Origin of the sequence: Pseudomonas phytophila (genome assembly GCF_025643095.1) — a bacterium.
In the GTDB taxonomy this organism is placed as follows: domain Bacteria; phylum Pseudomonadota; class Gammaproteobacteria; order Pseudomonadales; family Pseudomonadaceae; genus Aquipseudomonas; species Aquipseudomonas quasicaspiana.
The window spans coordinates 3,191,966-3,205,542 of the sequence record NZ_CP081201.1 but is presented as its reverse complement, the minus strand read 5'-3'; the positions used below and the strand labels follow the sequence as shown (position 1 = coordinate 3,205,542).

Below are 13,577 nucleotides of genomic sequence, written 5' to 3'. Positions count from 1 at the left end.
ATGAACAAACTCAGTAGCGTGCTACTTTTCTTCCTCGACATTCGGGTCGCCGACGCTTCCTTCAGGGCTGATGGCAACCGGGCTGCTGGATAGCTCCTCTATAGTCGACACAAAGTGCCGCACCGCTTGCTGGATTTCGACCAGCAGCAACTCAGAATTGATGGGCGCGGATTCAACTTTACTGAATGCGCTGTCAATCTGGACACGCGCTGAGCGACGGCTGGTGAGCACGAACAAAACGTCTACTCCCGCCGCTGCCAGGGCAGCGAGATAGTCGGCTCTGGGCGCACGCTCTCCGCTTTCATACTTGCCCTGCGCATTGGCGGCGACCCCACCCAGCTCGCCCATTGCTTTCTGGGACAGCCCCAGACGCTTGCGCTCCTGCCTTAGTCTTCTACCGATTTCGATCATGGATCTGCTTGCTCCCTGTCAAGCTCGTGAGTGGGTCAGGAAAAAACGGATTAAACAGCCAATCTCAAAACCCACACAATAGGCCTGGAGACCGTAGGACCATTCCTACGTGATTCACCGAAACGCCCTATCAAAAAGAAGGCATTGAATGCACTTTCTGTAGGATCTGCCGAAGGCTGCGAGGCGGACACTCTGAGATAAAACCATCCATCGCAGCCTTCGGCAGCTCCTACAGATCAATCGTCTACCTGTTCGTGACATCGCACGACTTAAATGGAGGACCGTGAAAGCGGCCAGCGGGTTTGAACTGATTGATCATCAGCCGACGAAGCGCATGTATCGGCACATGGATGCATTGGATTGAACGATCAGCAGCGCTCCCTGATCGTAATCCTGTGACCTTTAGCCTCAAACTCTGGACGACCCAAATGCCTCAAGACAAACGCGACCTCCCAGGCAACAATCTCAACGACCCCGAGCAGCACCCGGCGGACATTGCTGACCATCAGGAGCGCACTGAAGAAACCCGCGAAGAACAGGCGCAGACCGGCGGTCAGCAGGACGATCAGGGGCATGCGCCAAAGGTCCCTGGCGCAAACGCCCACGCGCCGAAAGACACTGATTAATCAACTCAAGCAACAGGCGTGGGCCGTGCCGTCGCCTTTATCCAATGACAAGGCTGGACGATGACTTCACAGCACACCCCTCCCGACAAAAAGACCCTCTCCGTCGCTGCACCTCAGCAGCACAACGGTTTCGTACGAGTACGCGGCGCACGTGAGCACAACCTGAAAAACGTTGACGTGGATGTGCCCCGTGATGCGCTGGTGGTGTTCACCGGCGTCTCCGGTTCCGGCAAGTCTTCGCTGGCGTTCTCGACGCTGTATGCCGAGGCACAGCGTCGCTACTTCGAATCGGTCGCGCCTTATGCGAGAAGACTGATCGATCAGGTTGGCGTGCCAGATGTGGACTCCATCGAAGGCCTGCCACCGGCGGTAGCCCTGCAACAGCAACGCGGCACGCCAAGCACCCGTTCATCGGTGGGCAGTGTCACGACGCTCTCGAGCCTGATCCGCATGCTGTACTCCCGCGCGGGGAGTTATCCCGCCGGACAGTCGATGCTCTATGCCGAGGACTTCTCACCCAATATGCCCCAGGGCGCGTGCCCGCAGTGTCATGGTTTGGGTCGGGTCTATGAGGTGACTGAGCAATCGATGGTCCCCGATGATTCGCTGACCATTCGCCAGCGAGCCGTCGCCTCGTGGCCCACGGCATGGCAGGGCCAGAATCTGCGGGATATTCTCGTCACCCTTGGCTACGACGTGGACATTCCATGGCGCGATCTGCCGAAGAAGCAGCGTGACTGGATTCTGTTCACCGACGAACAACCCACCGTGCCGGTGTACGGTGGTCTGACACCTGCGGAAACCCGCAAGGCTCTGAAACAGAAACTTGAACCCAGCTATCAAGGCACTTTCACCGGAGCGCGTCGCTACGTGCTGCACACCTTCACCCACTCGCAAAGCGCCCTGATGAAGAAGCGCGTCGCCCAATTCATGATCGGCAGCCCGTGCGCCCTGTGTGGCGGCAAGCGCCTGACGCAGGCAGCGCTGTCAGTGAAGTTCGCTGGCTTCGATATCGGTGAACTGGGTCAGATGTCTCTGCTGCAACTGGCTGAGGTTCTACGTCCTGTGGCTGCCTCCGATGCGCCACTTGAAGACGACCTGTCCATCGAGAAACGCATTGCTGCGCAACGGATCGCTCAGGACCTATTGGCGAGAGTCAGTACCCTGACCGACCTGGGTCTTGGCTATCTGGCGCTGGAACGCAGTACGCCCACCCTGTCGTCCGGGGAACTGCAACGACTGCGCCTGGCTACCCAGCTCGGCTCGCAATTGTTCGGCGTGATCTACGTGCTGGACGAACCCTCTGCCGGGCTGCACCCCGCTGACGGCGAAGCGCTATTCAGCGCCCTGCAACGCCTCAAAGCTGCTGGTAACTCGCTGTTTGTGGTCGAACACGATCTGGAAACCATGCGCCGCGCCGACTGGTTGATCGATGTCGGCCCGGCGGCAGGCGAGCACGGCGGGCGCGTTCTCTACAGCGGTCCGCCTGCCGGGCTCGCCAAAGTCAAAGAGTCGCAAACCCGGTTGCACCTGTTTGCCGAGCACAAAACAGGCAAGCCCAAGCGACGCAAAGCAACCGAATGGCTGAAGCTCGAAGGCGTCACCCGTAATAACCTGAACAGCCTCAACGCTGCATTTCCGCTGGGCTGTTTTACCTCGGTCACGGGTATTTCCGGCTCGGGCAAATCCAGTCTGGTCAGCCATGCGCTGCTGGAACTGGTCGGCTTGCATCTGGGGCATGCTACTGAAAATACCGAAACCGATGCGCCAAGCCTGGAGGATGACGCTCCGCAATCCGCCAGCGGCAAGGTTGCCAGCGGACTGGACGCCATTCGCAGACTCGTCAAGGTCGACCAGAAGCCCATCGGCCGAACCCCACGTTCCAACCTCGCCACTTACACGGGCCTCTTCGATCAGGTGCGCAAGCTGTTCGCGGCTACGCCAGCGTCCCGCAAGAAAGGCTACGACGCAGGTCAGTTCTCATTCAACGTCGCCAAAGGCCGATGCCCGGTCTGTGAAGGCGAAGGTTTTGTCAGTGTTGAATTGCTCTTCATGCCCAGCGTGTACGCGCCCTGCTCCACCTGCCAAGGTGCACGCTACAACCCTGAAACCCTGACCATCACCTGGCAAGGATTGAACATCGCCGAAGTACTTCGACTCACCGTAGATGACGCGGTAGCGCTGTTCAAAGACGAACCCGCGGTACTAAGGCCTCTGACCGTGCTACGCGATATCGGCCTGGGTTATCTGCGGCTGGGGCAACCCGCGACAGAGCTGTCGGGCGGCGAAGCGCAACGCATCAAGCTCGCCACCGAACTACAACGCACTCAGCGCGGAGCAACGTTGTACGTTCTGGATGAACCTACCACCGGACTGCATCCCACCGACGTCGATCGCTTGCTGAAACAACTCAACCTGCTGGTGGATGCCGGCAACAGCGTCGTGGTTGTCGAACACGAAATGCGCGTCGTGGCGCAAAGTGACTGGGTCATCGACATCGGTCCTGGCGCGGGTGATCAGGGAGGCGAGATCGTCGCTGCCGGGACACCAGAGCAAATTGTGAAGGTTGCAGCCAGCAAAACTGCGCCATTCCTGAGGCAAGTCCTGAACGGCTAATTCGATCCGCATATCGCGTGCGGACCAAGGGCCTTGGTCACGAACAGACAAGGCCCGCCTGTTTTTCCGGCCCGAAACGCAAGATCTTGTCTTATTTCAATATCTTGCGGGCTTGCTTCAGATGGGTTGGGTGTATATATTCCCTGCTCTTCAGCGCTACCGCCCCGATGGCGAAATTGGTAGACGCAAGGGACTTAAAATCCCTCGTCCTTTGGACGTGCCGGTTCGACCCCGGCTCGGGGCACCATTTCTGATCAAGGGCTTACGCTGGTTTCTGGCGTAGGCCCTTGTTGTTTAAATTGCCGCAATTCTAGAATCTTGCCGCAATTCTCGATTTTCCAAACCCATCCCGGCGTCCTGCCGACTAAAACCAAACCCCAAAACCTTCTACTCGTCACCCGGGCCTGTCCGGAATCGCGCCGCTCGATTACTGTATATTCAAACAGTATAACGAGCAGTAATGATGCAACCCGTCAAACCCCCAAGCCACACTGAGGAGTGGTATCGATCATGCTGGAACGCCAGCGCCTGGACCAACCCCAGTACCAACTACCGGTACCTGATGAGGTTTGCTGACAACTTATTAAAGATGGGAAGCGTCGACGAAATGGAGCGATTCGAAATGCTTGAGCTGGCAACTGGCGCGTTCTGTCATCACATCGAGGAAGCTCCGCCCGCCTGGAGAAACCCAGCCGCGGACTATGACATCTACGACGAAGCCGGTCTCCAGACCGGCAGCCTCAGCGGGAACCGGGTATTTCTTCACGAACCAGGTATGAAGCCGGGACCTATGGAGTTCTTCGCCCAGATCCACGAAGCAGAGGGAGACAGGCCCGTTATCACCAGAACCTACGCTCAATATGGCGTCTTCACGGATCGCTACATTTTCACCGAGACTGTCCAAAAGCTCACGCTGGTAGAGACAGGGAAGTTGGTTGACGGGAAGATGATCAAGCGCTTGGATGATCCTGACACCTACAGATCAATCATTGATGCCGGGCTGATCGCGCTGGAGGAAGGCGACATGGTCCGTTACGTCGCGCTGTGGGAGCGGGAGCAATTCTCAATTTTTAGGCAGTGTTCGAGTTGCTGCGACCGCTTCGAACTCCGCGAGGATTGCCATTCCTGCAAAGGCATGGGTTTCATAGAGGATCCGCTCTGTCCGAGCGGGCTGCCGCAAAGCAACGCTGCCCACAGAACATCTTTGAAGAAGACGTGACGTACAGGCTTCAACGTCAGCTTGGCCTTCGCCGCCCAGACCGGAGCCCTCGACAGGGTATTCGCGTAGTAATGAGTCGCTCCGCCGCTTGGATCCGGATAAGCGCCATTCATTACTGCCATGGCCACCATCACCGCCTTGGCCATTCCCCCCAACAGGAATCTTCTTAGCTCCAATGAGATATGGATTGTTCGGAGCGTTCTTGTTCCAGCAACTGCACTGATACTACTTCTGGCATACACCCTTATATGGGTCTATTCCGTCAAGGTCCTGTCAAGGATCAGGCCGATCTAAGCAGACAGGTTCCGCAGGCCCTCGATATGTTCAATTTACCCACCTCAGCAGGCTTGTTTGCTGAATCCACGAGAGTCTGAACGTCAGGGCTCGCAATGTAGCGCGAAGCACGCCAACGAACTCTTCAAGGCCATGACCGCGCATCTCAAACTTGGGCTGACCGTCCTGCTTGAACTTGGGTGCGCCGTACTGATCTATGGCCTGGGCGGTGTGATAAAGCTCGTGCTCAACCAGTCACTCACCTGTTGTTTCATCCGGGCTTTCTGCCAGCCCCCGGCGCGGAACATGACCTGCTCAGCTTGCCCGAGGAGAATGCGGCCTTGTTTGACGTAACTGGAAGACGCCCACATCACCTGGATGTCAGAGTCTATTAGATGGGCGTGATTTTCGTTATGGATGCTAGCGGACTCAGCGAGTATCTCGGCTTGCAGCCATTCCCACAATTCGGGCGCTGGCGTCAGACGTATACCGCAATCGGCCAGGTCCGAAAGCTCAAGCAATGATGCTGAAGGCATTGGTCTGTCCACCGCCACACCTTTGAGCTTGAAATAGTGGCTGGTTGCCGGTATTGGTGTCGGCTTTTACCAGTAAGGACGCTCATCCTATGTCACTCATAAAAAACACCTCGCTGACTGCTTGCATTCTCGGCTTGTCATTGCTCAGCGGATGCGCTGTAGGACCGCAACCTACGTGGACCAATTTAGGTCCCGGTGCAATTGCTGCCCAAATTGGCTACATGAGCTGTTATAGCGATGCCAACATAATTGACGGCGAGCGCAAGGTTGGTACTTTGTGCGCCACCCCAACATCCGGATTTATGGGTGATGGCGAGCCTACAGTGATCGGTCAGATGGGCTACGCGCAGAAATACACAATTCCGTTCAGCAAGACATTGGCCGGTTTCGAGTTGCCCTTCGACGACAAGAAGGGAATATTGAAATGCGAACCAATGAAAAATGAATCAACCAAGGCTCTACCGGAAAGCTTCTGCACACTCACAATAAATGGTCAGCACTTGGTTAGCGCCAAAATCATCTTCGAACGAAAGTGATACTCCGCGTGCCGCACTAACCCTGCGGCACACCCCACTTAACAAAGGCTGGAGATCGGAAGTGAGTGATCAGTATCTTCCCCACCACCTCTGGGTGGGAGCAATCCACTATGTCGCTGCAAAGATCGTTCTATCCGCTCCAGAGTTCAGCGAAGCAGATAGAGACAAGGCTTCAATCGTTGTTGAATATACCGGCAGCAAGCTGTCTTCGGCTGGCTTTGCGCCTAACGCAGAATCTTGGCTTTCGCCGCAAAGTCTGGAAGTAGAGAATGTGGGCGGTCCGGTCTACAGGATCCCAATGGCTGATGGCGATCAAGTAATCCATGTCCCCAGTGAATCGTATCGCAAAGCGATCCAGGTTGCTTACAGCTGCCCCCTGATATCTGACCCATCGAAAACTATTACGTAGCCCGCATAGTCGTTGCAGCCCCGCTATAGACGCCCGGCAGGACCGCCAGCGTCCTAACCCGTCCACCAGTACACGTATCCCGTTTCTTGACCATCTCAATGTCATATGAGCCCCTCGGCTGTGGAAATGAGTCGAGCAAAGCAAGCTAGAGCATCTAGAATGCGGCGCACTCAAGAGTGCAGGCCCACATCAATCAGATAAAGGAGTATCGGCATGGAGCCAACCCTCACGAAGCTTCAAACAATTGCAGCAATCGCCTCAGTACCCCTACTCATTTTCATCATCGTCAATGCCTTTGATCAGATTCGCGCTCCTGGGGTGAGATTTGGGCCTATTAAGTCGACCCTCTACCTTACCTTAATAGCCTCGGGCACAACGACAAGCGGCGTCTTCGTGTATAGCCTCACCAAGCTCCCAAGTACGATTACGCCACTGCTCGTCTATTCGATGGTTGTCTCGGTGCTGAGCACTTACCTATACGCAAGTAGAACTATTACTGTTGCTGTCGCTACGTTTATTGAGTCACGGAGGAGGAGAGATAACAAACAGCCGAGCTAGGGATCACTCGCGCCACGAATGGCAGTTTCTGAAATCGTGGCGCGCTACGGGCTAACCCGCTCTACCGCTTTTTTGACCTTTTTTGCAGCTTGGTTCGCGGTGTCTGCAGCCAGACCGCACTGGCAGAAGCCGCCTCAAATTTTCCAGCAGCCTCAGTCGTCTTATCGGAAAGCGTGCCCAGACGTAGGTCGCGCTGGGTGGTTGCCTTGTCGTAGCCGCTGGGCACCTCTGCCACTTGTTTGGTGTAACCAGTCGCCGAGGGGCCATTGAGAAACCTGAAAACCCATCGAGAGCGGCCCGGCAGCGAGTAGGATTGCTATGACCCTGGTCTCGATACGTCGCCAACATCGGCGGGCGACGAATTCCATTGAGCATCTGTCCATCAGTTGATTCATCCCAACTTGGTTCGCAAGCGCGCGATTCCTCTCTTTGCGTCGTTGCCTTGGGGCGATCATGACAAACACGGCAAGCGCAAACCACTTGCCGCCCGCATACCTACATGCGCGAGTTGGCTTTTGAACGCGATCGAAGCACTCAGTCAGCAGCAAATCGTTGGCATGGGGCACTAAGGTTGAGCAGTCCAGTCACGACTTTTACGAAATCCTGACCGGGAATACCGTCATCAAGTCGGGCTTCTTAGTTCATCCGAAGTACGACTGCTCGCCGGACGGGTTGATTGGCGAGTACGGGGGTATTGAGTCGAAATGCCCTTTCAATGAGGCGGTCCACGTCCGCACCTGGCTTGAAGGAATGCCCGATGACCACAAGCCGCAGGTTCAGGGCTGCATGTTCATTACGGGCAGGGCATGGTGGGATTTCCTGTCATTCGATCCGCGCCAGGATGAAGACTGCCGCCTCTATATCGAGACCATCAGACGAGATGACGAGTACATCGCGATGCTCCACCAAGAGCTGGTCCAGTTCAATCTGGAGCTCGGGAGGATGGTTGACGAGGTCGTGGATAAAGCACGGGCCCAAGCCCACCGCCTGGAGGATTGAACATGACAGACAACTTCATTCTTGCCGCCAACCAGCGGCAATCTCAACTCGAGGCGGCGAAAGCTGCCTTCTTTGCATCTGGAGGGCAGATGCAGATCGGGCCGGGCGTTCCGGATCATCCACTGCCCCCAGTCCGAAAAAGCACCATCGATCCTGAGACGGTGCTCAAGCGGAAGAAGCCAGCGCTCAGCCGCACTGAGCGAGGCACGCTGCGCAAGATGGCGGCCTCGATATGAAACGGCGCAAAGCGGATAACTGCTTTGCACGCGCCGAGCGCAGTTGCCGCGCCCTGCTCAACACCAAGCACGTCGCCGTCGTAAACATCGACCCAAGCGGCTTACAGATCATGGTGAATTGGAAGAGCCACAAGCAGATCCGCAGCTTGGCGATCGCAAACGCCCTATTCGATTTCTCCTACCGCTGGACGATCTTCATCAGCGCGATGTGTCGGGACGAGCGCGGCGTTGAGTACGTCAAGTCGGTGGAGATATCGCCTGAGGGCATCTACAAGGTCGAGCATCTGACGGATGCCATCGAGCATTACTACCTGGAGTTGCGCGGTAGCTGCAATCAGAACCACCTGGTGGCATCGGGCTGGATCGCTATACCGGCTCAGGTTTCATTGCACGAGGCGCAGGCGGCAAGTTTGTTTTACGCGGCCGGTGCATGGCATCAGACGAAGGTCTCCGCATGAGACGCCTGCAATGCCGAGTTGCCCAGCGCCGCCGACAGCAGTGGCTGTACATACCAGTACACGGACTCGAAGCTCATAATGACACCAACAGCAGCGGCGAAGCACTCAGCGGATTACCGGGCGCGGCAAAAGGCCGAGAAGGACAAGATGGGAATCGAGACTTTCAAGGTCGAGGTTCCGGTCGGGATCAACAAAATTGCCGCAGTTGATGAAAGCCCACAGCTTCGACAATCGGCGGGAGCTCTATCAGACAATGGTGCTGTACCTAGTGGAAGCACCAGCCGATGAGGCGAAGCGAATCCTAACACCAGCACCGTCAGGGTTTGTGATAACCCAAAGACTAGCGCGTCAGCTCAAAGAGGCAGGGCTAGCGGAGCCAGATTCTGATGAATGATTTCGATAGGTAACAGCTGTGACATAACTCCTATTTATCCACTCCTCGTTACCATCTACAGACATGTGCCGAAGGTCTTCTGAATCATCTGAAAATATCCTTACAAGTTCGCCATCTTGAGACTTGAAGTATTCACGGTGCATTGGGACAGTTAATGCAATTCGATACTCATCCTCAACCTTGTAGATATCACGCTTGTAAAATACGGCGGCATTAAAATCAGGCAAAGGGCCGACCATAATAGCTGGATAATAATCAACCGGATTATGTACAACGGTCATTCCTTCAAAATTACTTGCAGCTACAGTAAGAAAACTCACTAGCTTTTTCACATCGATCTCAATACAAACGTCGGCTTTGAATCTATCAAACAGCTCAGGATCGTTATTTTTGCCACTCAGGCAAACACAAAAGCATCGGTATGGTGATACGACAAATGACGGATTGGCCGACATTTCCAGCGGATTTAATGTTCTACCTGCAATAGTCAGCTGTATTTGGTTTTTATCATAATAAAACTCTTTGGCGAGCTCATCATCACGCATATTCTCATTTTCCATAATTGAGTAGTAGGCGATATCGCTCAACCTGATTCCTTTTTTTCCCTCAATTAAACCTTTAAGAAACCTTTCTTTTCCGTACAGATATTTTTTCATAGTATCCCTCGAGCCGGCTCCATGCCGGTCACCCGTAATACCCCAACTCAAACCAAATAGCCACTATATCGCATCCGGTCACGGAGGCCGGCGAATGCAATCCCGCGCCTACCAACGACGTCGCCCCCTCAATCATCAATCCCACCAAGCGGGCTAAAGGCCCTTCCGGAGAAATGCCCATGTCCACCGCAACCGATACCGCCGAGTTTCTCGAAGAGCTGAACGGCGGTGCTTTCGCCAGCCAGATCGGCCACGCCATTTCCGAAGTAGCCGCCGGGGTTGTTGACCATGGCAAAGCCGGGAAGCTGGTCGTCACCCTGGACTTCTCCCAGATCGGCGAATCCCACCAGGTGAAGATCAAGCACAAGCTCGACTACAAGGTGCCGACCAAGCGCGGCACCCGTAGCGAGAACACGAGCCTCGACACGCCGATGCACGTCGGTAGTGGCGGCCGTATCTCGTTGTTTCAGGAAAAACACGACCAACTGTTCAGCCGCGACGAAGCGCCAATCAAGCCGCGCACCTGATCGACCGCATCAACCCCTTCCCCACAGAGACCTGAAATATGTCCCTCACGAAAGAAGCTGTACAACTGATCACCGATACCGCGCTACTTGCCGTCATGACGACTCACCAGCGCACCGCGCCCGCCTCAAGCATGGCGCGCAGCGTTTCCTTGGAGATGCCTGAACGCATCAAGGTATCTGGGTGTTCACACAGCGCAAACGGCTACGTTCAGGGCCTGTACCTCTGTGTGAAGCATGCGCGCAATATGAGGATCGATGACCTGTGCGTCTCCCAGCGCCTGGCCTTGTCGTATTCATAGGTGATGGCCTGCCCTTTGGCATCCTTCCACCATTTGGGCTGATCACGGTCGTTGCGCAGCAGTTGAGTTGTCTGGCCCTTTCCATCGGTATGCGTCACGATCTGGCCCAGTTAGTTGTAAATAAAGGTTTTGCTGGTGCCGTCCTGATGATTACTTCGCCATCGGGTTTGCGCTCCAGCGTGGTGTGTTCAGAGCGTCGGTAGCGGCGATATGACAGCTGGATGTTCTGCGAACTATAGTCTCATAGTTTAAAAGTGGCGACTTGTTTAGCATAACTTTTCGCCCCAGGAATTCGTGACTCTTTTAAGTAGTCTTCGAGTTCCTTTTTACTTTTTTCATCTAATAAATATTCTATCGCATTAGCAAGCAGAAACCCCGGGACATACCCCTTGCTCACAATGTTAGAGTCTCTATCCATTGCTTCCGGTTCCTCCCCGCGGGAGTACTCTTGCTCTTCTTGGATTCCGCTCATTAGTTTGTGCTTATTTATAGAGTATGATTTCAGCTCGCCTGCTCTTTCTGAAAACAGGCTTTCAAGCGATGTCACGTCTAAGCCGGACCTATTGACAGCGTCGGTATCCAAGCGATTGAATATATCTTCGTAATCTTCTAACACCTTCAGCTTGAGCTCTTTTTTTAACTCGTCTACTATTTTTTTGTATGGTGATGAAAGAACCAAATCTTTTACTGATTTTGAATTGATGTTCACCATGTATCTACTCCTTTAATGATCCTAGTTAAACCTGATCAAACACGCCTGAGTTGATCGACTGCTTCATGCTCCCACGGCATGAGTGATAGCAAGTTAGATCTATTATGTACCCGACCCCGCCATTCCGCTGAGGAATCTGATTATGATGGAGCTCCATAGACACATTTTTTTCAGATATCTCCAACGCCTTACAATTAACTACTTCAACTTTAATTTTAGAAACTTGCCCTCTTGTCATTCGAACCATGTTAGCTCGTGAGTATGCAGTTTTCCAGATACCCCCGCCATCGAGCTGGGTTCTCCCCCGTCCGGAGGTTTCTGGATTTGGCAGCGTCCAGCACGTGTTCTAGCTGCCCACGCACCTCGTCGCAGCGTGCCTGTCTTTGAGTCCTGATCAAATAGAGATCGCCACTCATGTCCCACAAGTTGCATCCGTAGGCTTGCCATTCATTATTGTCGAGCTAAAGAGCCAGGATGCGTTAAGGCAATGCGTCCCGAATCTCGCGGAGTTCAGGCTTACAGTGCCTGTGAGCGGAGCTACCTCGATTTACGCGTATACGAAAGTCTCGGGAGGCTTGGATGACACCGCCGATGTCAATCTGGAGGCTCGGACTTTCACTAATCGTATGACCGAAGATCCTGGAACAGGTAGCGCAACGGCTGCAACCGTTGCGTTGCTCGCGAGCTTGTACTCCAGGAAGAAAATGACAGCTCGTGTAGTGCAAGGAGTAAGTGTAGGACGGCCGAGCGTTATCAATGTGCGATACATCGACGATGGTACGGAAGAGGTCAGAATTTCCGGCGAGTGCGTCACTATCATGCAAGGTAAATTTTCGCTCAAGGGCGATGACTAGCCAAATGATCCTGAGCTTGCGCCGGACATGTCTTGTGCAGTCAGACATACGGCCAAACTTTCAAACCTCAATCGTGAGCTGCGTAGGTCAGGGTGATAGTGCCGAGTATCTCCAAGCGGTCGCAGCACCTTAATCTCCCAAGCTCAAAGCTCTCCGCAGACCTGCAAACCTGCAAATAGCCTCAGCACGCAGTGATCAATTCGAGGTGACACACCTCATGGTCCGGCACCCTCCCCGAATGAGTCGCCCTGACCTTTGAAAACCGTGTGCTCAGGCAAGTGAAACTGGTCAGCCAGGATGCGCTTGCACGATCATACAACTCACCATGCCAGTGCTACACCGCGCTTTCTCGCCGGTTTCATGATCAAGGTGGTCCCTCCAGCGCAATGATACGAGTTGTAAAGTGTGTGTCTGTGGGTTCAGCCAGGCACCAGAATTTTCGTATCTTGTGATTACCACCTCATGCTATTTTGCCACCCCCACAAAAATGCAATGGACGTATTGAAGAATGAACTCATGGAAGGCTGTGGTAATAGCTCTGGCAACCTTGACCGGCGCTCAGGTAGAGGCCGCTGAATACATCCGTCTAAGTACGGTCGGGACGTCTTTGGCGACCTTAATGTCATCCGAAAAAATCGCTGATTTTTTCACGCCTGCCCGTGACGACGCTCTGGCTTTTATTGGCTCAGATGGCGATATCCGTGGTGCGCAGTTTGAACAGGCTGTTCAGCACTACCGCTCGACTGCCAACCAGCCTCTGATGTCTGACCTTCAACTGGCTCAGGCCATTGCTGCAAACTACTGATTGGCCCTCCGGCGGGCTTTTCGTGCCTGCTCTACGCCAGTCGCTTCATGGACAGGTCCATCTTGCCCATAAGGTCTCTTTGCTCTCTCAATGAGAGCACCAACCTGGCGATGGATCTGCTGGTGGAAAGCTCAGCCAAAGGCACCGCCGCAAGATACAACTCGATATCGCCCGATTGGGGATTGATGAGCTTCAACGAGAAGCAGTCGTTTGCACCGATGACGCATTCGCACCTCGAGGGCAAGAACGCTGTTTCAAAAATTCGCTGGATGTCTGGTTTTAGATACATCGTGCGTACTCCACTGGCTCAGTAGTTTGGTCAAGAGTAGACAATCCAACGCCGATTTATTTCCCGTCTTCAAGGTAGACCCGCCAAGCACCGGGCTTTTTCATTCAGTCTATCGACCCGATAGATTCTTTTAGAGCCGGGTTATCTGCACCGCACGCCCATAG

Annotated in this window: 16 protein-coding genes, 1 tRNA gene and 2 pseudogenes; 13 read left to right on the top strand and 6 right to left on the bottom strand. The window is 54.3% G+C overall.

Features of this window, described 5'->3' with window-relative positions:
• Positions 1-21 precede the first annotated feature (21 nt).
• On the bottom strand, positions 22-411 hold the full coding sequence (locus K3169_RS14575) for a helix-turn-helix domain-containing protein (RefSeq protein ID WP_263272120.1): 390 nt from the start codon (positions 409-411) through the stop codon (positions 22-24).
• 428 nt (positions 412-839) lie between these two features.
• Between K3169_RS14575 and K3169_RS14570 the strand changes: the two genes are divergently transcribed.
• From K3169_RS14570 to K3169_RS14555, 4 genes are all read left to right on the top strand, one after another.
• On the top strand, positions 840-1,037 hold the full coding sequence (locus K3169_RS14570; RefSeq protein ID WP_027898564.1) for a hypothetical protein: 198 nt from the start codon (positions 840-842) through the stop codon (positions 1,035-1,037).
• Positions 1,038-1,097: 60 nt separating this feature from the next.
• The gene (locus K3169_RS14565; protein ID WP_263272118.1) at positions 1,098-3,653 is read left to right on the top strand and encodes an excinuclease ABC subunit UvrA; all 2,556 of its coding nucleotides are present in this window, start codon (positions 1,098-1,100) and stop codon (positions 3,651-3,653) included.
• A gap of 161 nt (positions 3,654-3,814) precedes the next feature.
• Positions 3,815-3,900 (top strand) — tRNA-Leu (locus tag K3169_RS14560).
• Positions 3,901-4,113: 213 nt separating this feature from the next.
• Positions 4,114-4,872, top strand: coding sequence for a hypothetical protein (locus K3169_RS14555; protein ID WP_263272116.1), 759 nt, complete (start codon positions 4,114-4,116; stop codon positions 4,870-4,872).
• 280 nt (positions 4,873-5,152) lie between these two features.
• Here the strand turns inward: K3169_RS14555 and K3169_RS14550 are convergent.
• Positions 5,153-5,693 (bottom strand): annotated as a pseudogene (locus K3169_RS14550) (putative metallopeptidase).
• A gap of 77 nt (positions 5,694-5,770) precedes the next feature.
• Here K3169_RS14550 and K3169_RS14545 point away from each other — a divergent pair.
• The 5 genes from K3169_RS14545 to K3169_RS14520 all read left to right on the top strand — a co-directional run bounded on the left by K3169_RS14545 (position 5,771) and on the right by K3169_RS14520 (position 8,877).
• Positions 5,771-6,217, top strand: coding sequence for a hypothetical protein (locus K3169_RS14545; protein WP_231667474.1), 447 nt, complete (start codon positions 5,771-5,773; stop codon positions 6,215-6,217).
• A gap of 61 nt (positions 6,218-6,278) precedes the next feature.
• Complete coding sequence (locus K3169_RS14540) at positions 6,279-6,626, top strand: hypothetical protein (RefSeq protein ID WP_263272114.1); 348 nt, start codon at positions 6,279-6,281, stop codon at positions 6,624-6,626.
• Positions 6,627-7,736: 1,110 nt separating this feature from the next.
• Entirely contained in the window at positions 7,737-8,183 is a 447-nt protein-coding gene (locus K3169_RS14530; protein WP_263272112.1) for a lambda exonuclease family protein, read from the top strand.
• A 2-nt stretch (positions 8,184-8,185) separates the two neighbouring features.
• Entirely contained in the window at positions 8,186-8,419 is a 234-nt protein-coding gene (locus tag K3169_RS14525) for a hypothetical protein (protein ID WP_099268863.1), read from the top strand.
• Positions 8,416-8,877, top strand: coding sequence for a hypothetical protein (locus tag K3169_RS14520; RefSeq protein ID WP_263272111.1), 462 nt, complete (start codon positions 8,416-8,418; stop codon positions 8,875-8,877). Before K3169_RS14525 ends, K3169_RS14520 begins: the two co-directional genes overlap by 4 nt.
• Positions 8,878-9,225: 348 nt before the next feature.
• On the opposite strand, the gene K3169_RS14515 is transcribed toward K3169_RS14520, so the two are convergent.
• Complete coding sequence (locus tag K3169_RS14515; protein WP_263272109.1) at positions 9,226-9,927, bottom strand: hypothetical protein; 702 nt, start codon at positions 9,925-9,927, stop codon at positions 9,226-9,228.
• A gap of 179 nt (positions 9,928-10,106) precedes the next feature.
• On the opposite strand from K3169_RS14515, the gene K3169_RS14510 reads away from it, so the two are divergent.
• Both K3169_RS14510 and K3169_RS14505 read left to right on the top strand, forming a co-directional pair.
• Positions 10,107-10,454: a hypothetical protein gene (locus K3169_RS14510; protein WP_263272107.1), complete on the top strand. Its 348-nt coding sequence runs from the start codon at positions 10,107-10,109 to the stop codon at positions 10,452-10,454.
• A gap of 38 nt (positions 10,455-10,492) precedes the next feature.
• A complete protein-coding gene (locus K3169_RS14505; RefSeq protein ID WP_263272105.1) occupies positions 10,493-10,753 on the top strand; it encodes a hypothetical protein in 261 nt (86 codons plus the stop codon).
• Positions 10,754-10,994: 241 nt separating this feature from the next.
• Here K3169_RS14505 and K3169_RS14500 read toward each other — a convergent pair whose 3' ends face one another.
• Positions 10,995-11,465 carry a hypothetical protein gene (locus K3169_RS14500; protein ID WP_263272103.1) on the bottom strand — a complete coding sequence of 157 codons (471 nt, stop codon included), beginning with the start codon at positions 11,463-11,465 and terminating at the stop codon, positions 10,995-10,997.
• Between the two features lie 260 nt (positions 11,466-11,725).
• Positions 11,726-11,833: pseudogene (locus tag K3169_RS14495) on the bottom strand (site-specific integrase); the annotation flags it as partial.
• 15 nt (positions 11,834-11,848) lie between these two features.
• On the opposite strand from K3169_RS14495, the gene K3169_RS29765 reads away from it, so the two are divergent.
• Positions 11,849-12,319 carry a PhzF family phenazine biosynthesis protein gene (locus tag K3169_RS29765; RefSeq protein ID WP_411567037.1) on the top strand — a complete coding sequence of 157 codons (471 nt, stop codon included), beginning with the start codon at positions 11,849-11,851 and terminating at the stop codon, positions 12,317-12,319.
• A gap of 508 nt (positions 12,320-12,827) precedes the next feature.
• Positions 12,828-13,124 carry a DUF2388 domain-containing protein gene (locus K3169_RS14490; RefSeq protein ID WP_122398336.1) on the top strand — a complete coding sequence of 99 codons (297 nt, stop codon included), beginning with the start codon at positions 12,828-12,830 and terminating at the stop codon, positions 13,122-13,124.
• A gap of 31 nt (positions 13,125-13,155) precedes the next feature.
• Here the strand turns inward: K3169_RS14490 and K3169_RS14485 are convergent, their stop codons facing one another.
• Positions 13,156-13,413 carry a DUF1652 domain-containing protein gene (locus tag K3169_RS14485; RefSeq protein ID WP_099271265.1) on the bottom strand — a complete coding sequence of 86 codons (258 nt, stop codon included), beginning with the start codon at positions 13,411-13,413 and terminating at the stop codon, positions 13,156-13,158.
• Positions 13,414-13,577 lie beyond the last annotated feature (164 nt).